Below are 19,074 nucleotides of genomic sequence, written 5' to 3'. Positions count from 1 at the left end.
GCGGACAGGTGAGCTATTGAAGAACTACCTCCAGAAAATCCTTCAGGGACAGGCCATCAACTACGACGCCTTTGTGAAGAAGCTGCCGGATTCCCAGCGTCGGCGGCATCGGGAGCTGTTCGCAACGGAGAAGGTTGGCGCCAATCGCTGGCAGGTAACCATTCTTGATGAAGCTGCGTTTGCGGAGTTACATCGACAGGCCGCTTCACCCGTTAGCAGAGTAGATGCGGCGAAGAAGGGCGATTCCCACCGCCACGGCACCGATGTGAGTTTTCTGCTGGTATATCATCACGCCCTGACAGGCAACCGGCCGGATTCGGTGGTGATTACCGGAGATTCGGTGGATATCGGTTTTCGGCCAGCGCCCCGGGTGCTGGTGGTGGAGAATGAGCGAAATTTTTATTACTACCGACAGATGCTGGCCTTTGCCGGTGACTGCCTGGGCCAGACAGTTGATCTCACAAACAGCGATGTCGTGCTCGGTGGCGGCAATCGGATTACCGGTACTGCGGATTTGAACTGGCTGACCAGTTACGATGAGGTGCTCTGCGCCTTTGATTACGATGCCGGCGGCCTGCAGATGTTTTCATCGGTGCGATCGGCACTGGGCGACAAGGCCTGCTATCTGCAGCCGGCTGACTGGCAACCTTGGCTGAGCCGTTTCCGCAAAACCCCGGACTCCACCGAAAGGTTTACAAAAGCCCTGTCGCTGGCGGAAGATCTGGAGTTTGTGTCGCTGGCGCAGGCCTTCCGGGCCACCGGCAAATTCATGGAACAGGAGATGATTCTGGATGAGTGATTCACAGGCGAGCGCGAGCACGTTCACCTTCGGCATTCGCCGCCTGGTGCTGGTGGACTCCGCCGGCTTCTGTTACGTGGAAATTCCGGTAGACAACCACGGCCTGATTCTGGGGCCGGGCAACCTGGGTAAATCCAGCTTGCTGAACTCCCTGCGCCTGTTCCTGTTGCCAGAGAATAACTTCAAGAACAGCCGCAAGAAATTTGCCTTCCGCAACGCCAGCGCCGGCAGCTTCTACACCAACGAAGAAAGCTACCAGCATTATTTCCCCAGCCAGTTCAGTTTCCTGATCATGGAAGCAGAGAACCCGGCCGGCACCCACTGCCAGATTCTGTACCGGGACAACGCCAGTCAGCTCAGCTACGGCCGGGCTTTTGTTCCGGTCAGTTATGACCAGTTGCGACCTTTGTTCTGGAACGGCGACGATGAAGATGGCATTGGCCAGGCGGTGCCGGAGCTCTCATTCACCCGCCTGTCTGAGGCACTGAAAAAGCTCTCGAAAGAGACCAGGCTGGTCAACGACCCGGCCAAATTGAAAACCATGCTCTACAGCAGCGAGCTGATGAACGCCGACGCGGTGCGTTATTCCGTGCTGCCCCTGGGCGAATCCGACGAGCGCCGGGTGCAGTCGCTGCGCACCCTGATTCTGCTGCTGTTCGAGATGAAAGCCGACGACCAGGCCATGGCCAATGCGGTGGCCAGCATCATCGAAGCGGACAAGAAGTTTGCCGATGATGCCTTCGATTTCAACATCGACGATTTCCTGAATCGCCATGACCAACTGAAACAGCAGCAAAGCCAGCTCAACCGAATCGAGAAAGAGCGACCAAGGTTTGAGAAGCTGAACCGGGACTACCAGGCCTACCAGAATCTGCTGCGCAGCCAGCACGAGTTCGCCGCCTTCCGGGACGGGGTGACCAACGCCTTGGCTGATATTGCTGCCAAGCGCCGGGTGGCTCTGGAAACCTATAACGAACAGAACGAAACTCTGCGCCACGTGCTGCAAACCCTGAAAAAACTGGAGCAGGATGCCAGCGGTTTGAAGGGCGAGATTCGCTCCGCAGATCGGCGTATCAAGCAGGCCGAACAGAGCCAGAAAGACGGTGAGCTGCTGATCTCGCAGTATGGCGACATGACCCTGCAGGAAATTGCCGAGATCCAGACCGAAGAACTGGAAAGCAAGAAAGGCCACCTTGCTGCCCTGAAAAGCGCCGCCCAGGCGGAGATCCGACTGGAGCAGATTCAGCGCAAGAAGCAGGAGCTGGAGCGCAAGCTGGATACTCTGAAAGACCGGGAAAGCAAACAGCAGTGGCAGCTGCAGAACCAGCTGGACGAAGCCACCGCCGCGCCATTGCGGGCGGTTGATCCCCGGCTGATGATGGCGAGCCCCGGCCAGGATCTGGATGCCGATAGCAAAGCCACCATTGAAGCCTTCGCTCGCTTGTTTGCCCCCAACGATCGCGGCTTTGACTGGTTTGATACTGAGTACCAGAGCCAGCCGGCCCGGCACACCAACTTTGCCGAGCAACGCCATCATATTGAAGGTGAGCTGCACGGCCTGGAGAAAGAACGTTCAGAGCTGGCCGACACCTCCAACCAGGAACATGACCGACCTCAGCTGATTGAGCGCACGGAGAAGGAAATCCGGTCTATCGAGAAAGATCTGGAAACGCTCCAGCGCTATCCGGCTGCGGCCACGACCCTGAAAGACGCCACCGAAGAAAAGCAGGCAGCCGAGGAGCAGTTAGCCAAGCTGGAGGAACAGGCCCGGCTGGAGCAGGAAAAGCAGGACGCGCTACAGCAGAAAGCTGCCAGGGCCAGGGCTGAGAAAGAGCGTATTGAAGACCGGGAGCGGGAACTGGCTGCGCTGAGCAAAAGCGTGGGCACCGTAGAGCATCGTTTCCCGCATCTGAAAGCGGTGCAGGCAGAACAACCGTTAGGCATCGAGCAGGTATCTGCCGCCGCGTTTGATGACCTGCAAACCCAACTGGACGACCTGGAAGAGCGCCGCCGCAATATCCTCGACCACCTGCGCCAGTTTGTGTACCTGGGTATCCACGAAGACAGCGACGGCGAACTGCAGAAAGACAGCCCGACATCGTCTGTTATCCGAAGCACCTTCAAGAGCCTTTCAGACCTGTTCGCCGGCATGGCCGAGCGTTGGAGTGTGCTGGAGCAGCAAGTTGGCATCCATAACGAAACTGTGGCCAGTTATCGTCAGGCCCTGAAATCCAACCACGAACACATTGCACGGTTTGAGGCCCAGCTCAATCGGGAACTGGACGGTGTGCGCATCAACGACCTGGTGGAAATCCGGGTGGACATCCACACCGACCCGAAATTCCGCAACCTGGTGGAAGAAGCCAACAACATCGACCCTTACGGCAACCAGTTGCAGTCCGACGCCTTCTACGACCGCCTGCGGGTGTTCGTGGCCGACTTTTTCGGGGAGCAGGGCGGCAGCAAACGCCTGACCATGGACAAAGTCATCACCGGGATTTCCTACCGCACCCGCAAGGAAAACGCCGCCAACCTGGACAAGAAAGGCCAGTCCACCTCCACCACCGCCCTGATCAACCTGGAACTGGTGTACCGGCTGCTCAAGAGGGTGCTGTACCCGGGCGTGCGGCTGTCCTTCCCCATGGTGCTGGATGAGCTGGCCAGCGTGGATATCAGCCAGATGCCGTCGTTGCTGGAGCGGCTGCGTAAGCAGGGTTTCAACCTGTTCTCCGCGGCCACCCACAGTGCCAGCGCCGAAGTGATCTACCTGATTGGCCGGCACCTGGAAGTGGGGCAGATGCGCACCGCGCGGCCCTACAGCAAGGAACGCACCCTGGTGTTCTGGGGCGGCGCGGAAGGCTTTACCAACGGCGAATCCCTGAGCCACTGGGCAGACCAGACCCAGAACAGCCTGCTGGAGCCTGCGGATGAGTAAACGCTTCAGCACCCTGGACACCACCCGGCTGCTGTTCGAACACCCGAAGATCCTGTTCCGGATGATCGAGCGCATGGACCGCAACGAGGCCCGGTTCATCCGCGAAAGCGATCTGGTGGCTGAAGTGATGGACTACACCCGCAGCCTGGGCAAGGCCGACCGGGAACGGGTGCGGCTGGCGATGAACACCGACAACCTGTTCCGCAGTGGCTTGATCATCGACATTATCAAAGCCGATGGCGAGCGCCGGCTGGTGTTCCAGGATGCCCTGATCAACCTGATGCGGGCCTGCAACGCCTCGCTCTATCAGGAACTGACCGACGCCCGCCTGCGGGGCCACCTGGTGACCCTGCGGGACGTGCGCAACCGCCTGGAAATCAGCAGCTTCAGCGAAGCCGATCCGGATTACACCGAACTTCGGGACGACCTGAACGAGCGTGTCAGCCAACTGATCGGCCTGCTGCGCCAGAACGTGCTGCGCATGCAGACCATCAGCGCCCAGCTGGCGGATCTGTCCGGCGACGCCAGCCGGGCGCCGGAGAAATACCTGGAGTTCCGCCAGAACCTGTTCGAGCAGATCGTCACTCTGTATGAGCGCCACATCAAGCCCACGCTGGTGTTCCTGAACCCGGACACCCGCCTGCCAGATGGCAGCAACCTGTTCGAAACCCTGGAAGCCATGGTGCGGCTGCTGGAGAGCCATGACGACCACAGCCTGGCGGATCAGTTGTTCCGTTCGTCTATCAGCCTGAACGCCCTGTACAAGCCCATCCAGGCCGTCGCCCAGGAGGTGGAACACTTCCTGCGCAAAACTCGCCGGGGCATGGCCCAGTACAACGCCATGGAGCATTTCTACGGCAAGCTGCGTGCGCTCAAAGACGACACCGAAACCCTCAGCCTTCGTCGTAAATGGCTGGAAGGCGGCGACTTTGCCCGCAGCACCGGGTTCCTGGTAGGCCTGCGGGCACAGCAGCGGCCCAAGCACTACGCCTTCGGCCAGTCGTCCAGCTATTACCAGTTGCTGTTCAGTGAACTGGAGCTGCGCCTGAGCGATTTGCGCCGGAAAGCGGACGTGCCAGTGCTGGAGCAAGTAGACGGCAGCGGCCGCGAAAGCCGCATCAACGTTCAGCGCATCAACCAGCTGTACCAGTGGCTGGAAACGCTGGAACTACGGCCCACGGCGGACCTGGTACGGGAGCTTCATGGTCGGCTGGACGGTTTTATTCCGGGCTATCGCTTCCCGGACCTGCTGGCGGCATTGAACCGGCTGGTTAATTCTCCGCCCGAGGGTATGCAGGTGACGACGACCAACCGCTTCCGCACCCTGGAACAGGCGCCGGACAGCGAGCAGTTTGTTTACCGAAAACGCCGCCTAGAAACCACTACGACCCACACCGAACAAGAGCCAGAACATGCCTGATTTCGTAGAAACCCGGGATGCAGAAAACAACCTGAACGAACCACAAGCCAGCAGCTTTGAGCAGATCCTGCCGGCTCACAGTGCTGCTATCTACCGGGAATTCCAGGCTGGCCGCGTGATCGTTCGGGATGTATGGGATGCCAACCGTTCCGAACTGCGGGCCAATCCGTTATACAACCTGCTATACAATCATCTTTCGCATTTCCGCACCTTCTATGAACACCTGGGCAGCGAACTGGTGTTCAACGAAACCGGCGCGTTTTTCTTCCTGAAAGAAAGCAGCGACGATGAAAGCGAAGAGCACGACGAAAATGCCTTCCGGGTGCAGGTGGTATTGCTTTTGATCGGCCGTTACTTTGCCCGAAGCGGGCGGGACCTCGATTATCTGGGGCGACCGGAAGCCGGTTTAAACGAACAGGATCTGGCCAACCTGGGGGCGGATGAGGAGTATCAGGATATCCTTCGGGCCGCCCGTTTCGAGAAAGGCCTGAGTGAAGCGCTGGATTACCTGGAAAAGCGGAACCTGGTGTTCCGCTCCGGCGCGGGCCGCTATTTCCTCAGTTCTGCCGGCAATTATTTTCTGAGCCAGCTGGTGCAGGAGTACGAGCAGAGTTAGTGTCCCGTCTGGCTAATTCCTTAACCTACTGAGCTTCTGAAAAGCCGAAGAGCTAGGCGTGCTGGTGAAGGTTTGGTGGTTCCAAATCTAGCCAGCAGAACGACGTTCTTCGGCTTTTCAGAAGCTCCCGGAGGGCTTGTCTCTGAGGACCCTGAGCCCTGTGTTGCCAGTCCTTGATGTGGAACCACCACATCTGCAGACTGGCGCCTTGGTCAGAGTCCTCAGAGGCAAGCAGTAGATTAAGGAATTAGCCAGACGGGACACTCGCTGCCGCTCAGGCAAACGCCAGGTTGTTCCGGCCGCTGGTTTTCACGGAATACATGGCCTTGTCGGCGGTGGCCAGTAGAAGCTCAGCGGTCTGGCCGTTGTCCGGGTACAAGGCGATTCCCACCGAGGCACCAATGTGTACAGTCTGGCCCTGAATGTGAAACGGCTCATTCAGCACCTGGATCATTTTGCGAGCAATGGGTTGGGCATCGGCATCGTTGGTTAATGGCCCGGTTATGATCACGAACTCATCACCACCCCGGCGTCCCACCACATCTTTGAATTGCGAAGCGTCTTCGACGTTGTGCCGGTAATGTCGCTGAAGGCCGGATTGGCCCGAATAACCTGTAAACCGGTATCGCAGATCACAATGGCTTCGTGGGTGTGATTGAAGACTTGCTGGGCCAGCCGCAGCTCATCGGTAGAGCGGGCAATCTGGGAGGCCTGGTTAACCAGTGCATGCACAATGGGCCTCAGTGAACGCCAAACCACCGTACCGGCCACAGCGGACAACATGAGTATCAGGACAACGCTGATAACAATGTCTTCGATAACTTCGCCGAACACACTGGAACTCCTGGAGTTCATATGGATTTCCCAGTCATACCCTTCCACCGGTCGAATGAACGCCAGTACACGGGTGCCATCTGGAAGCGAAGTCCGGAAAAAATCGAGACCTGGTTTGTAAACGATACCTTCCCGTTCGGCCAGGCAACCATTGGGCGTTGTCAGTTGAAACTGGTGAATGCCCTCGGCCCAGATCAGTCTCCGTGTTCTTTCTACATCCACCAGGCACAGACTGGAGTCCGCATCCACGCGAAAAGCGCTAATCAATGGAGAGAGCTCGAACAGCAGAAGGTCATAGCCAACAATCTGCTCGTCCACGCGTATCGGAGCGATGGCGTGCAGTAACGGCCTCGCTTCGTTATCCACCCCTACCGGGTAGGACTGAATATCAAGCCCGGATGGCATAGGCATGTCAGCAGGTAGTTGATCGTTCAGGGGCCCGGCGCGCACGACTTCGTCACGACTGGCATCAAATCGAATGATTGCGGCAAGGTTATCGATGCTTTTTGCGGCATCTTCAAGTCTGGGGCGAGAAAAGGTTCGCAAGACAGCTAGTGCCAGGTTTCCACTCTTGAATTCGCCCATAACTCGCGCCAGTTCAGAGCGGCTGGCGGTTTGTCGGGCCAGATCCTGATGCTGATCGAAAACCGCCCGAACGCTCTCGGCCTTGGCATCGGCCACCAGGCTCGCAGTGTCTGCGGCCTGGGTATGGATCTGATTGATCAGGGGGGTGGAGACCACCACGGCAATACTGATTCCAGTGAGAACAACTGCAACGATGGCAGTGGTGATAATGCGGCGTTTCTGCTCGAAGATATCCATAGGTGCCGTCGGACGAAAGCGAGGTTATAAGGACATGGTATCCGTTTTTTGCAACGGGTATACCCACCTAGAGTTGTTTTCTGTAACCGATGTTGACATGTGTCAGCCTTCATGTTGGAGATTTTCCATGTAGACTGAGGTTTTTATAGCAGGAGTACTGAATGACAGAGCCCGCACTGTTCCGTTCCCGGCCCAAACGGCGAATATTGTGGCTGGCGCTCTTCGCGTTGGTTGTGGCCGTTCTGGTGTCAGTACGCTTGCAACCGCAACCGGTTGAGGAACGCCTGGTGCGCCTGCATGCACAGAACGTATTCGGTACAGAATCACCGCTGCTGGACGAAGCCTTGCCCCTGCAGGCGCTGCTGCTTGATTACCGGGATGACCGTCTGCTGTTGCTGAAAGCCCAGGCTGCGTTGCAGGTATACCCTGAGTGGGCCAGGTTTGTGATGGACCTGTTTGGTGAAGAACCGGAATTTCAGCAGGCCCTGCGAGCTCATGGCGAGTATCTGATTCCCCCGGTGATGCATTTTTATCAGAACCCGGTTGGGTCGATTGAAATGGTGAACCGGGTGGCAGGCACCGGGCAAGCCCTGACTCCGGAGCAGCGAGCCTGGTACGCCGTCAACTTCGCCAATAAAGAAGGGCAGGATTTCACCGGCCAGTTCGTGGCGGGGGCCGATGGCAATAACATAGAGTGGATCTGGACGGAGCGGATTACGGAGGGTGTTACGCAGTTCTTCACCAGTGGTATCCGGACTCTGGAATCCCGGTACCGTACCGATCAGCCGATTCGCATGGAAGATGTCGGCTGGGCCGCCGTAGATGCGCTGATTATTGGCAGTGCGGTAAAATTCCTGAAAGCCGGTCGGGCAGCGGCCAGTACCGCAAGAGCCTCCAGTGTCACCGCCCGCTCAGCTGCCTATTCTTCCCGATTGGCCCGGGCCGGGCGCATGGCTTCGGTGATGGTTAGCAACGCAAAGTGGCCGGCCATAGCTGCGCTGGCTTACGTGGTTGTCAAACACCCCGCCTTACTGAACGACGTATTTGCCGGCGCTGCCCGGGCATTGGGTGTGCCGGCCTGGATGGTGCAGGTACCAGGATGGTTCCTGGTACTCCTGCCTCTGTTGTTGCTGGTCCGCTGGCTACTGGCCACCGTGGTCTGGCTGTCACCAACGACGTGGCTCCGGGGGCGAAGGCTCAGATAGTGCGCACCAACTGGACGTTCCGGTTTTTCAGAACGGTGGTGGCTTCCTTGAGTTGCTCAGAACTGGAGGCATGCACGGTCAGTACATACTTACCCTCCCGCAGAGCTGACTGCGCTTTGGCAACATAGGGTGTGTGGTCCGGCCGGAGCGTAACGCCTCCAGCCACCAACAGTCCAAGTATCAGGCCGAGCGCCGCAAGAACAGCTGCGGCAACCACGCCATTCTGGGCAATAAACCCCACGCCGATAGCGCTCAGTATGAGGAACACAATAAAGCCTGCGACTGCACCGCCGATACCGAGCCAGAGATGCGAACGCACCAGCGTTTGCCATATGCCCTGATTCTCTGGCTCCAGCTCTTCACCCGGGTGTTGGTCCTGGGGGCTTACAACAATGACTTGCTCGTGATCCAGACTGGTTTCCTGCGACAGCACCCTTGCAACGCCGTTGGCATCGGTTTCTGTCTCGAATATTGCGGCTACTTTATGGGCTTCCTGTTCACCGGTAATACTCACTGAGGGTTTCATGGAAAGACCTCCTGAGTGTTTCGCCGAGGACCAGATCCTCGTCAAAACATAGCGGCTTCATCAGTAACCCTAGTACACCTGAACCTGTATTTCGAATGACCGTATGGCAACAAACCGATCGGGAATCGCCCACCATCCCCCAAATTACCAGGCCAGCCAGATTGTGTGACGGGCGCCTTTACCCGGACGCAGGGCTCTCACAACAACGGGTTCCACCGAAAAGCCAGCGCGCCGCAAGCGTTCGGTAAAGGCCTGTTCCGGACCGGCCGACCAGTAGGCGAGAATGCCGTCGTTGCTCAGGGATTTCTGGGCGGCGGCGATGCCTTCCGGAGAGTAGATCCAGTTGTTTTCTTTACGGGTAAGACCTTCCGGACCGTTATCCACATCCAGCAAGATGGCGTCCCAGTTGCCATCGCCCTGTTGCAAAAGTTCTGCCACATCGCCAATGTGAACGGCGGCCCGGGGATCGTCCAGAGGGTAGCCGGCGGCTGCGCCCAATGGTCCGCGATTCCAGGTTTCTACCTCGGGAACCAGCTCTGCCACCGTCACCTGAGCCTGATCGCCTGTAGCCGAAAGCGCTGCCGCCAGGGTAAAGCCCATACCCAGCCCGCCAATCAGGATCCGTGGCGCGGGCAGATGGCTCAGGCGTTCACAGGCGAGGGTGGCCAGAGCATCCTCCGAACCATGTAAGCGGCTGTTCATCAGTTCACCCGGGGCGCCGGCAATCTTGATGGAAAACTCGTCATTACGTTGCAGCAGTCGCAAGCGGGTGCCGTTGCCGGGGATGGTTGCGGTGCCAATTTCGTTAAAGCGGGCCATGGTTTGTTTCCGGTAGTGTGGGCAGGCGGGCATTCTAACCTGTAGAAACAGGCATCGGCGAAAACCGTATCAATCAGTTGCTGCTAAACTGCAGCAATCATTCCGTCCGGCGCAAAGCCCGTTGAATAGTGTTGACGGAACCGAAACCGTTGGAGGCAGACTTGGAACGAATGCAAAAGGTAGTCCTGGTGACAGGAGGCGCGAAGGGAATTGGCCGAGGCATAGTGCTGCACCTGGCGGCGGCGGGCTGGAAAGTGGCAGTCTGTGATACTGACGAAGCCGTAGGTGAACAGTTGGTTGCCAACGCAGAGGGTGAAGTCGTGTTTCTGGCAGGCGACGTTGCCAGCGAAGCGGATGTTGAGCATATCATTTCCCAAACGGTGCACTGGGGTGGTGGCCTGAATGCCGTTATTAACAACGCTGGCATTGCGGACCCTCATACCGGCCCGATAGAACAACTGGGCCTTGAACAGTGGCAGCGTCGAATGGATGTCAATCTGACCGGGCCGTTTCTGGTGAGCAAACATGCGGTACCGTATCTCCGGAAGGCGAGGGGCGTGATTGTGAATATGGCCTCCACACGGGCCCTGCAATCAGAGCCGGATACTGAAGCCTACGCCGCCACCAAGGGCGGCCTTGTGGCACTGACCCATGCGTTGGCCATTAGCCTGGGACCAGAAATACGGGTGAACTGTATCAGCCCGGGCTGGATAGATACCCGTGACTGGCAGGGAAGCGAGCAGGCTGTCGAGCATCTGTCAGAAGCGGATCACCAGCAGCATCCGGCCGGCCGCGTTGGCAGGCCCGAAGACATCGCTACACTGGTGGCTTACCTGATTTCCTCCGAGGCTGGCTTCGTCACCGGGCAGAATTTTGTGGTGGACGGAGGCATGACGCGCAAGATGATTTACCATGAATGAAAACCTGATTATGGGAGAAATCATGAAACTGATTGGATCTACCACGTCGCCCTACGTACGTCGCATTCGGCTTCTGCTGAACGACGAACCTTACGAGTTCATCAATCTCGACATTTATGGCGAAGGCCGTGATGAGCTTCGGCGCACCAATCCCACCCTGAAAATCCCGGTACTGATTGATGGCGATCAGGAGCTCTATGACTCACGGGTTATCGCCCGTTATCTTGGTCAGAAGCTTGGGCTTGAACCTCTCACCTGGGACCAGGAAAACCAGTTAACGCTGATTGATGGTGCCAACGATTCTGCGGTAACCATGCTGCTTTCTGAGAGGTCCGGAATCGATACCAGCCAGGATGCGATGTTCTATAACCTTCAGCGCGAACGCATCATGACAACGTTGCGAACCCTGGCAGCTATGGTGGAAGCGGGGCAGTTTGAACAGTGGAACTATCCCGCCATCTGTCTCTATTGTCTCGTGGACTGGCTGGATTTCCGTGACCTGGTGGACTTTTCCGAAGTGGATAGCCTGGTGGCATTTCGCGACAGGCACCGAAGTCAGCCCGGGGTAGGGGAAACGGATCCGCGGGCAGCCTGAAAATAGGATGGTACCCCCGGCAGGTTCCACACTAATGTCCCAGTTAGTCTCAGAATGCCCCATATGGTAACTAACCAGCTGTTTTTAAAATAAATTAATTGTGCGATTTGATTTTGATGGTATCGTTGAGTAACAAGTATGCCCATCTAACGACAGGTGTTTTGGGGGGTAGGATGATGGGTAGATTGAAAGTTGGAGCTAGACGATGCCAAAAAAAGTGCCTGAAATGAGCCCCGCTCAAGTTCGCAACCTACGCCATGGGGTGGTGAAAAAGGACAGTAAAACGCGAAAAGCCGGAGAGCCTTGTGTTGCTTATCACAGGGTGGGTGGGGTAGACGGTCTAGTTTTGCAATGTCGTCCGCCAGCGGCTGGACAGGAAATCGGCTCACGCTCTTGGCTTCTGGTCACGACGGTGGGCATACGTCGTCGCGAGATTGGCCTGGGAGGCTATCCCGATGTGAGCCTAGGAGAGGCGCGAGAGCAGGCCCGCCAGAAAAAGGAGGAAATCCGTAATGGCGTAGATCCTGTTGAACAGAATCAAGAGCGAAAGGCCAGAGACCGTGAGCGTCAGCGGAAACAAGTCACCTTCGGAGAGCTCGCGGAGGAATATTACAAGATTAAAGAGGTGACTTTTCGCGGCAAGAACCCGCAGCGGCAGCGAAACCGCTTACGGAAGTCGATTGATCGATGTCTAGGGGAGATTGGTGATACCCAAATCGGCGACCTCACCGTTGAGGACGTAGTACGAGTTCTGAATCCACTATGGACCACCCAAACACCAACGGCCACCAGAATTCGTCAGACTATTGCCCAAGTCTGGAAGCTGGCGGCATCTCGCAACTTGGTTTCCGGGAAGAATCCTGCAGATTGGGACGACAATTTGGATGGCTGGCTGCCACCGGCAAAGCGCATCCATCACACTAAGCATAAACCTGCGATGCGGCATCATGACTTGCCTGAGTTTATGAAATTCTTGCTGAAGCGAGACACGACACCCGCCCGCGCACTGGAGTTTCAAATACTGACTATCGCCAGACCGACAGAGGTTCAGTTTGCTGAATGGCCGGAAATCAATCTTGACGAGGGCACTTGGACAATCCCAGGCTCGAAAATGAAGAACAGAAATCCGAATGAGCTCCACGTGGTGCCTTTGGTGCCGCGGGCAATAGAAATCCTACGGAGTATGCCTCAGTCGGGCCGTTACGTATTTCCGGGTTATCAAGGAAAAGAGCAGATTAGCGAGAACGCGTTGAACAACACGGTGAAGGCAATTCATCAAGAGTCTCTGAAGTCTGGCGGCAAAGGATTTATGGACCCTCGGTATAACAAGATCGCGTGCGCCCACGGAATGAGAAGCTGCTTCAAAAATTTTGCTGCAGCTAGGACAGATTTTGATGATGTGGTCTCCGAGCTCAGTTTGGCGCACCTGGACAGCGATGAGACCCGCGCAGCTTATCTGAGCGAGCAGATCTTGGATCGTCGCCTGCAACTGCTCAACGCCTACTCCAGGTACGCATACACAGGCAAATTGCCACGGAAACGCCAGCGCAAGGATTATTAACCAACAATTCGGAGTTTCTGCACTTTTCTGGCAATTACACGCGCCAACCGGTCCTTGTTTCCGATTAACTTATTGAGTACCAATTAATCGGAATGAGGTACATAACGTGTTCTACAGCATCAAAGAAGTCAGCGAGCGTTACGGAGTTGCTCCCAAGTCCATTTGGCGTTGGATTCGCGAAGGACGTTTTCCGAAACCGCTCAAACTTTCACCTAAAACTGCTCGTTGGCGCGAAGCCGACCTGCAAGCTTATGAGGAGGGTCTCAAAAAGTAGCGGTCTGAAAATCTCGATCGGCCATAATTGAGCTAATGGCGGGTTCTGTTCGTTTCGAACCCGCCACAGAGTACCGCTCTGTTCATCGCATCATGATTTTTCTTGCCTCCGGTAGCCCTGCTTTTCCGGAAAAGCGGGTGTGTAGGCGGGAAGCAAGCACGTTGTTTCTTCTCCCTATCAGCTCGACGCTGTAGTGCCCTTTTCTCTCGCTCAATCTCGTCCTGACGTAATTGCTGCTTGAGTTGGCGTAATACTGCTTTGGCGTTTGATGCGTTGCGAAGCTGGCGGGCCAAATTCCTGCATGCCTCCACGTTGCCTGCTCGGGCACCCCGGGCGAGCACCAGAAGGTGAGGGAGGTTCTTGGGTTCCAATATGCCGGTTTTCATGTGTTCGTTCCTCAGGTTTTATTGTTGGTTGACCTTCAGCAGTATTGATTTATCGACGCTTCAAAGCATAGTGGAGGATGATGGCCATAAACCTTTGGAAATGTGATCAAATGTGGCAGCGTCTGAATTTCAGGGCTTTGTCGCCACTGTATAGAGGAGCATATGAAGAGCAGAGTCAGGGTTACACTTCCGCCACTCGACGTGTTCTTTCTTCCGCACGTGTCTGATTTTCTACGAATCGCGCTCGGCGACTCAGGTTCGTTTCCCCGGTTGATAAAGACAATGGCGAATGCTGCCGGGGTTGAGGCACCGCATCTGAACACGCTAAAAAAAGCTGAGCAGAAGCCAGTAACACTCAGCACCGCGATGAAAATTAAACGCGTCTGGCACGCAAGTATTCCCGACAAGCAATTCCGGGAATCGATCGAAGCTGCAGTGGAGCCCTGGAATGGCCTCCAATTGAAGAACAATGGCTCCTCGTGGGTAGCTGCACTGGCGGGTGCTGACAAGTCGAAAATTGGCTCCGCCCTCAACGGATCCAGAGTTGCCAGTTTCCTTGAGAAGCGGATGGTCCAAGAGAAGACTTTTCTCGACTGGGTCAAACAGGAGACCAGCCGACAGCCGAATAAACAGCATGACCCCGCCGTCTGGATTCGACGGGGTCAAGACTTCTTGAGGGAGTACACCCTGGTGGATCCGGCACTCATCTCCTTGATCGCCGAGATTGACCACACAGCCACAAATCCCGAAAGCGCAGAGTGGCGCAAGGGAAAGAGCATTCTGCACTTGGTTAACCACCAACTGCGAATTGATTTCTACTACACGTTGCTCTGTGAGTTGACTTTGGATGTGGCCGATCATCTTGTTGTGCATGGGGCGTATGAAGCGCACAAACAACAGTTGGTCGATCAGGGATTCGTGGGAGATATTGCTCCCCAAACATCGGCTCAGGAAGCCCCGTCTGAAAAGGACAGACCCTTAATTCGGCTATTTGAGGTTTGGAAATATCGATTGTCTGAGCTTAATGGTTGTGACTTCAGCTATAGACGAATGGCCAGCTACTTGCCTTTGCCCAGAGACTGCTCAGAGGAAGAGTTTGCTTCTCGTGCATTTGAAACCCCTGCGGATCATAAGTACGGAAAGCTGAAGCGCTGGCGCAAAGGCACAATTCCCGATTTATCCGATTTCGAAACATTCATTGCCAGGCTCTGTGCTGGCCACGACTCAGACCATTATCTGGCGTGGATGAAAGCTCAGGTTGCGCTGGCATGGGGGCGATTGATCGATGAGGAAGAAGAGGCCCTTGCCTCAATTGCCACTACGCATCCAGATCTTCAATGTTTCAATGCCATCGGGTCCTACAGCGCATACTGGAACCATTATCAGAAACAGGCCGCCGACATTTCAGCGGCCTGATCTTGCATCGCTATTTACCCTTGGAGGGGGCGTTCCCTCGGCCTCCTCCGGATGGCCGGCCGGTTGTGCTTGGCCAGTTGCCACCCGGATGACCGTTGGAGGGGCGAGCGCTACCTTTACCTTTTGACATAGGAATCTACTCCAGTTCTTGAGTGCGTTTTGAGGGTTTTCTTCGTCGGGTACTACTGTTTGGTCAGATGCCAGCCTGTTTGGTAGGGGCATTCATAGATCCGCAAATGAATGTGGTTGTCGCGACCAATGATCTTCGCCCGGGCCTCCGCTCCCGCCTTAGTTGAATACAGCTCCTTGGTTTCTCCGTCGCTATCGGTGCAGAACTCGCAGGGTTTACTGGGTGTGTCTCGCTCCTTGGGGGTTAAATGCCAATGTTGGCATTGAGGACACCGGTAATATGTGAAATCTTGACCGTAGAACAGGCTCGCATGGTCCGAAGCGCTCCAAGCCTCATACTCACAGTCGTAGGCTGCCAGTGGTTTGCCTGTTCGTTTGCTGACGCAACTGTCGAATGTGTGTCTCATCGGGTACTCCAGTTCAGATTGTGGATTTGCGTTTTCCAGGCAATGAGCTCTCTCATCACCTAACGCGATCATCGGAAATCTGAACCAGTGCCGGGAGGGGGCTCGGCCTGTGAAATTTTTCAAAGAACCCCCACCCGAACAATCGGAGGATCGTTTATCGACGATTTCGTGACCTCGTTTTCGTGACTCGTGAAACCACTCGCCGCCCCCCGCGTGAGGGGTCTTGGACCAGACCCAAGTGACCGAACCAATGCCGTTCTTTCCCCAGCGCCTTTATCATGAGCCGCATGGCACGGGTGTAATCAGCCATTGTTGTCGGTTTCAGGCCTTCGTTGTCGAACCAGGCCTCCCTCACGTATTTCATGTGCTTCAGCTTGATCTGATTGCAGTATCGGACCTCTGGAAACTGGATCTCAATAGCGTTTGCCATCGCCTGAATCCGCTGGATCGTCCGATCTTTAGTCGAATCAGAGGCACCCTCTTTCCATTTGATGTGCTTTGTAATGTCCCGAATATTCATCAGTAGCCCCCGATGTAAGAAGAGGCTACCTGAGGACGCCCATGCCCCAGCAGATGAGCCACCTTTTCACGGGCGATGCGATCCAGTACCCGATCCCCGACAGGCCCGCGGAGCGGGCTGGGCCCACGCACGATTTCTTCGTAAACGTCCTGCGCGAATCCACTGCGAAGTTCCCGGATGGAAGGGATCCCGCATCGCTTGAGGATTCTCCTGCAGCGCGCCAGATCCCGTCGGTAAAAGCTGATGACGTTGTCTGTTTTCGACAAAATGCATTTGGAGCCTGCCGGCCGGACGGAGATAGCGAATTCGAGCGCCTCACGCTGAAATTCACCGGCCAAAATGGTCCTGCTCTTGCAACGCCGGCCTCCTTTCGTTCCCTCCAGAATAGCGGCGGACCCTGTTGCAGTTACCTCTCGCATCATGCGGTCCAGGTCCTGCAGAATGGCCTCATTCGCTCTCATGCCCCAGGCACGCGCTAGCAGAACCACGGCAGCTCCGCGCTCATTGCCGGACGCGATCATAAGATCTGCTGCCGTCTTTGTATCCGCGATATCAGCCTGAATCTGGGTTTTGCGGACATTTGATCTGGCCACGCCCAGCGCTTTGCGAGCGGACAAGTACAGCTTCTCATCTCGACGCATCGCGTACAGACAGGTGTTCACTGTCGAGATAAGATTATGTGCATATGACACTGAAATCGTCGTGTCACGCTTGCCATCGGCCCACTCGTAGGCATCGTACAGGCGGTGACGCAGGTAGCTGCCATAAGCCTCCACCAGCTGCAGATCGATATACCGAGCATCCCGGATACCATGCCGCCGGCAGAATTCGACGAAGAGCCGGATGCGAATGCCGTGAGTTCGGCGCGTCGCGAAATGGTCGTGCTGGCCGAAGAGCGCGTCCAGTGCCCTCTTAATGGCGTACAAAAGCTGTTTACCGTAGCCAAAATTGCGCTTCTGGCTGCGCGGCGTCTTACGTTTCCGTTTCATTGCAAAATTACCTGTTCTTGATGGTTTGAGATTAGTTGCAGCTGTTGCGAGGCAAACCCTGCGGCTGTCGGGGCAGAGCCTGGTCCCCTCGCTGACACTCCACCCCGTCGCCGCAGTCAGATACAAAACCATGGGGAAATCTCCTCTGGTCGTTGGGAGTGTCGTTCGTGCCGCTGCAGGCACCGTGTTTGTCCATTGCGAACCGTGGCTAACGAATCAGCGAATGCTGTTCGTTGGGGTAGCGGAGCCGTCACGGGGTCAGCGTGACGATGCAAAAGATGGGTGCCTGATACGGATCAGGCTTGGGGGCGAACAGGTCGAATCAAGCATGCCGGTGGTGACGCACCGGGGGAATGATTCCGCTCGAATCTGGTTTTAGTCAGGGTTTTCGACGAGTTCTAGTCCGAGGATCGGCTTGGAAGCATTGGAAATACTGGGGTTCCCAGTTCCAGGTCAATGCATCTCTCTAACGTTCGGTGATCGCTCGTAGAGATGAGGGATGCCCAAAAGGGCGATTGGGTTGGCGGAAATGAATTCCGCCCGGCTGCTGTGAGCAGTTTGGATCGGGCTTTGCCCTGAAGGAGACCGCCCAAGAATTGACGGTCATTCGCGTACTGTTTGAGATTTAACGAAGGCCAGCTACCTCGCCGAGTGCTCTCACTCGGATTGAATTTCCATTATCAGAACCGAGAATGGGCTTGTCTACTCGCGTAAACGCAGAATTAGTGCAATAAGACCAATATGATGCCTGTTACCATGCGGCATTATGTGGGGCGCGAATACAGTCCGGGATTGTTTACTGGCCTCCCAGTAGACTCCAAGTGTACTTAGGAGCGACAACCTGGGAAGAGCAAAAAGGGAACCCGTCCCGAAAGTCCATTACAGATACATTTGGAGGACACTACGGGGCACCTTGGAGTAGTTTGAGCATCACCGGTGCACATCTTTTGCCGAGAAATCGTTCAGGCAGGATTTCTAAGTCCAAACTCCGTGTTCGAGCCGGCCGATGATATCGAGCAGCTGTTGCGCTCGCTCGGAGGTATCGATGTAGTTGATGGGCACCTCGTTACCGATTGCTGGAAGAGGTTTTGATAGCCATTTTTCCGCCATCTCCTGATCGCCTTCAAAAAGCTCGGTAGCGTTGGAAATGACTTGAGCCCGAAGCCATTCAAGGTCCGCTTTTAGATTGGCCATGTGAACCCTCATCCTTCAGCCAGCCCGTTAATCTATCGATTCTATGCTGGTGGTAGGGGATAGTGAACCCTTGGAAATTTCCAACGAAGCAAGCAGTATTGATGGCGGGTCAAATTCGCAGGCTAACTACTGGAGTCCGGAAGTTGGCTCAACATCCGATGGATGGTTCTAAGTTTTGGGAGAGGAAATGATTGATTTGTTGGAATCCTGGATTGATGAGATCAATGAGGCCCACAAAAGCGACCGCCACCCCTGTTCAGTTTTGCAGCATCAGTTTGGAAGCTATTATCGCCCAGAGCTGCTCCGCTCATCCTATTTCGTGGTCGTGAACGCTCTCCCCATGCCAAAGATGCCGGAGCTCAGAGAAGCAGGGTTGGGTGACTTTATAGATAACGAGGACCACTTCGGTGGTATCACCTACAAAGATACTTACTACCTTTTGCCAGAGGCAGCCAAAGATGTTGGTATCCACTTTCACGAACTTGTGCACGTAATCCAATGGCGAACGCTCGGCGCGCGAAACTTTATACAGCGCTATATGGAAGAAATACGAAGATTTGGGTACAGCGAAAAGGCACCGCTTGAGGGGATGGCGTATCGTCTGCAGAAAAGGTTCGAAGAGGGAGTCTTGCCCTTCGACGTGGAGAAAAAAGTAGTCGCGACCCTCTGACGAAAAGCGAGGGTTTCAGAATAATAAACAGAAGGAT

General features: G+C 55.7%; 18 protein-coding genes. 11 read left to right on the top strand and 7 right to left on the bottom strand.

Annotated elements, in window-relative coordinates; all coding sequences use genetic code 11:
- The first annotated feature begins 16 nt into the window (after positions 1 to 16).
- From OZ656_RS13170 to OZ656_RS13155, 4 genes are read left to right on the top strand one after another with little or no spacing between them, the layout of a single operon-like run.
- Positions 17 to 799 (top strand): Wadjet anti-phage system protein JetD domain-containing protein, encoded by a 783-nt coding sequence (locus tag OZ656_RS13170; protein WP_379944579.1) that lies wholly within the window; start codon positions 17 to 19, stop codon positions 797 to 799.
- Positions 792 to 3,734, top strand: a complete 2,943-nt coding sequence (locus OZ656_RS13165) for a hypothetical protein (RefSeq protein ID WP_379944578.1) — start codon at positions 792 to 794, stop codon at positions 3,732 to 3,734. Before OZ656_RS13170 ends, OZ656_RS13165 begins: the two co-directional genes overlap by 8 nt.
- Positions 3,727 to 5,154, top strand: coding sequence for a hypothetical protein (locus OZ656_RS13160; protein WP_278350481.1), 1,428 nt, complete (start codon positions 3,727 to 3,729; stop codon positions 5,152 to 5,154). The genes OZ656_RS13165 and OZ656_RS13160 overlap by 8 nt, the downstream gene beginning before the upstream one ends.
- Positions 5,147 to 5,770 carry a hypothetical protein gene (locus OZ656_RS13155; RefSeq protein ID WP_286893152.1) on the top strand — a complete coding sequence of 208 codons (624 nt, stop codon included), beginning with the start codon at positions 5,147 to 5,149 and terminating at the stop codon, positions 5,768 to 5,770. Before OZ656_RS13160 ends, OZ656_RS13155 begins: the two co-directional genes overlap by 8 nt.
- A gap of 274 nt (positions 5,771 to 6,044) precedes the next feature.
- On the opposite strand, the gene OZ656_RS13150 is transcribed toward OZ656_RS13155, so the two are convergent.
- The gene (locus OZ656_RS13150) at positions 6,045 to 6,281 is read right to left on the bottom strand and encodes a diguanylate cyclase domain-containing protein (RefSeq protein ID WP_379944577.1); all 237 of its coding nucleotides are present in this window, start codon (positions 6,279 to 6,281) and stop codon (positions 6,045 to 6,047) included.
- Positions 6,278 to 7,426, bottom strand: coding sequence for a PAS domain-containing protein (locus OZ656_RS13145; RefSeq protein ID WP_379944576.1), 1,149 nt, complete (start codon positions 7,424 to 7,426; stop codon positions 6,278 to 6,280). The genes OZ656_RS13150 and OZ656_RS13145 overlap by 4 nt, the downstream gene beginning before the upstream one ends.
- 161 nt (positions 7,427 to 7,587) lie before the next feature.
- On the opposite strand from OZ656_RS13145, the gene OZ656_RS13140 reads away from it, so the two are divergent.
- Entirely contained in the window at positions 7,588 to 8,631 is a 1,044-nt protein-coding gene (locus tag OZ656_RS13140; RefSeq protein WP_379944575.1) for a hypothetical protein, read from the top strand.
- Here OZ656_RS13140 and OZ656_RS13135 read toward each other — a convergent pair.
- Positions 8,624 to 9,157, bottom strand: coding sequence for a hypothetical protein (locus tag OZ656_RS13135; protein WP_379944574.1), 534 nt, complete (start codon positions 9,155 to 9,157; stop codon positions 8,624 to 8,626). The genes OZ656_RS13140 and OZ656_RS13135 overlap by 8 nt on opposite strands.
- 144 nt (positions 9,158 to 9,301) lie before the next feature.
- Positions 9,302 to 9,976 carry a spermidine synthase gene (locus tag OZ656_RS13130; RefSeq protein ID WP_379944573.1) on the bottom strand — a complete coding sequence of 225 codons (675 nt, stop codon included), beginning with the start codon at positions 9,974 to 9,976 and terminating at the stop codon, positions 9,302 to 9,304.
- A 170-nt stretch (positions 9,977 to 10,146) separates the two neighbouring features.
- Between OZ656_RS13130 and OZ656_RS13125 the strand changes: the two genes are divergently transcribed.
- The 5 genes from OZ656_RS13125 to OZ656_RS13105 all read left to right on the top strand — a co-directional run bounded on the left by OZ656_RS13125 (position 10,147) and on the right by OZ656_RS13105 (position 15,128).
- On the top strand, positions 10,147 to 10,896 hold the full coding sequence (locus OZ656_RS13125; RefSeq protein ID WP_222562956.1) for an SDR family oxidoreductase: 750 nt from the start codon (positions 10,147 to 10,149) through the stop codon (positions 10,894 to 10,896).
- A 22-nt stretch (positions 10,897 to 10,918) separates the two neighbouring features.
- Entirely contained in the window at positions 10,919 to 11,491 is a 573-nt protein-coding gene (locus OZ656_RS13120; RefSeq protein ID WP_379944571.1) for a glutathione S-transferase family protein, read from the top strand.
- 205 nt (positions 11,492 to 11,696) lie between these two features.
- A complete protein-coding gene (locus OZ656_RS13115) occupies positions 11,697 to 13,052 on the top strand; it encodes a tyrosine-type recombinase/integrase (protein WP_379944570.1) in 1,356 nt (451 codons plus the stop codon).
- Between the two features lie 106 nt (positions 13,053 to 13,158).
- Positions 13,159 to 13,326, top strand: coding sequence for an AlpA family transcriptional regulator (locus tag OZ656_RS13110; protein ID WP_197061313.1), 168 nt, complete (start codon positions 13,159 to 13,161; stop codon positions 13,324 to 13,326).
- Positions 13,327 to 13,874: 548 nt separating this feature from the next.
- Positions 13,875 to 15,128 carry a hypothetical protein gene (locus OZ656_RS13105; protein ID WP_379944568.1) on the top strand — a complete coding sequence of 418 codons (1,254 nt, stop codon included), beginning with the start codon at positions 13,875 to 13,877 and terminating at the stop codon, positions 15,126 to 15,128.
- 690 nt (positions 15,129 to 15,818) lie between these two features.
- On the opposite strand, the gene OZ656_RS13100 is transcribed toward OZ656_RS13105, so the two are convergent.
- From OZ656_RS13100 to OZ656_RS13090, 3 genes are all read right to left on the bottom strand, one after another.
- Entirely contained in the window at positions 15,819 to 16,184 is a 366-nt protein-coding gene (locus OZ656_RS13100) for a hypothetical protein (RefSeq protein WP_136629448.1), read from the bottom strand.
- On the bottom strand, positions 16,184 to 17,173 hold the full coding sequence (locus OZ656_RS13095) for an integrase domain-containing protein (RefSeq protein WP_169054485.1): 990 nt from the start codon (positions 17,171 to 17,173) through the stop codon (positions 16,184 to 16,186). Before OZ656_RS13095 ends, OZ656_RS13100 begins: the two co-directional genes overlap by 1 nt.
- Before the next feature lie 975 nt (positions 17,174 to 18,148).
- Complete coding sequence (locus tag OZ656_RS13090) at positions 18,149 to 18,367, bottom strand: antitoxin Xre/MbcA/ParS toxin-binding domain-containing protein (RefSeq protein ID WP_379944567.1); 219 nt, start codon at positions 18,365 to 18,367, stop codon at positions 18,149 to 18,151.
- 187 nt (positions 18,368 to 18,554) lie between these two features.
- On the opposite strand from OZ656_RS13090, the gene OZ656_RS13085 reads away from it, so the two are divergent.
- A complete protein-coding gene (locus OZ656_RS13085; protein WP_379944566.1) occupies positions 18,555 to 19,037 on the top strand; it encodes a hypothetical protein in 483 nt (160 codons plus the stop codon).
- Positions 19,038 to 19,074 lie beyond the last annotated feature (37 nt).

Source organism: Marinobacter sp. LM1 (assembly GCF_042763285.1).
In the GTDB taxonomy this organism is placed as follows: Bacteria; Pseudomonadota; Gammaproteobacteria; order Pseudomonadales; family Oleiphilaceae; genus Marinobacter; species Marinobacter nauticus.
Note: the sequence above shows the minus strand (reverse complement) of the source record. Positions and strands in the feature narration are given on the sequence as shown.

What these genes read in the sequence shown, in the direction of transcription:
- OZ656_RS13125 (WP_222562956.1), top strand. Translation starts at nt 10,147, where the DNA reads ATGCAAAAGGTAGTCCTGGTGACAGGAGGCGCGAAGGGAATTGGCCGA.
- OZ656_RS13165 (WP_379944578.1), top strand. Translation starts at nt 792, where the DNA reads ATGAGTGATTCACAGGCGAGCGCGAGCACGTTCACCTTCGGCATTCGC.
- OZ656_RS13095 (WP_169054485.1), bottom strand. Translation starts at nt 17,173, where the DNA reads ATGAAACGGAAACGTAAGACGCCGCGCAGCCAGAAGCGCAATTTTGGC.
- OZ656_RS13140 (WP_379944575.1), top strand. Translation starts at nt 7,588, where the DNA reads ATGACAGAGCCCGCACTGTTCCGTTCCCGGCCCAAACGGCGAATATTG.
- OZ656_RS13090 (WP_379944567.1), bottom strand. Translation starts at nt 18,367, where the DNA reads ATGGCCAATCTAAAAGCGGACCTTGAATGGCTTCGGGCTCAAGTCATT.
- OZ656_RS13155 (WP_286893152.1), top strand. Translation starts at nt 5,147, where the DNA reads ATGCCTGATTTCGTAGAAACCCGGGATGCAGAAAACAACCTGAACGAA.
- OZ656_RS13115 (WP_379944570.1), top strand. Translation starts at nt 11,697, where the DNA reads ATGCCAAAAAAAGTGCCTGAAATGAGCCCCGCTCAAGTTCGCAACCTA.
- OZ656_RS13135 (WP_379944574.1), bottom strand. Translation starts at nt 9,157, where the DNA reads ATGAAACCCTCAGTGAGTATTACCGGTGAACAGGAAGCCCATAAAGTA.
- OZ656_RS13120 (WP_379944571.1), top strand. Translation starts at nt 10,919, where the DNA reads ATGAAACTGATTGGATCTACCACGTCGCCCTACGTACGTCGCATTCGG.
- OZ656_RS13105 (WP_379944568.1), top strand. Translation starts at nt 13,875, where the DNA reads ATGAAGAGCAGAGTCAGGGTTACACTTCCGCCACTCGACGTGTTCTTT.
- OZ656_RS13085 (WP_379944566.1), top strand. Translation starts at nt 18,555, where the DNA reads ATGATTGATTTGTTGGAATCCTGGATTGATGAGATCAATGAGGCCCAC.
- OZ656_RS13145 (WP_379944576.1), bottom strand. Translation starts at nt 7,426, where the DNA reads ATGGATATCTTCGAGCAGAAACGCCGCATTATCACCACTGCCATCGTT.
- OZ656_RS13160 (WP_278350481.1), top strand. Translation starts at nt 3,727, where the DNA reads ATGAGTAAACGCTTCAGCACCCTGGACACCACCCGGCTGCTGTTCGAA.
- OZ656_RS13130 (WP_379944573.1), bottom strand. Translation starts at nt 9,976, where the DNA reads ATGGCCCGCTTTAACGAAATTGGCACCGCAACCATCCCCGGCAACGGC.
- OZ656_RS13100 (WP_136629448.1), bottom strand. Translation starts at nt 16,184, where the DNA reads ATGAATATTCGGGACATTACAAAGCACATCAAATGGAAAGAGGGTGCC.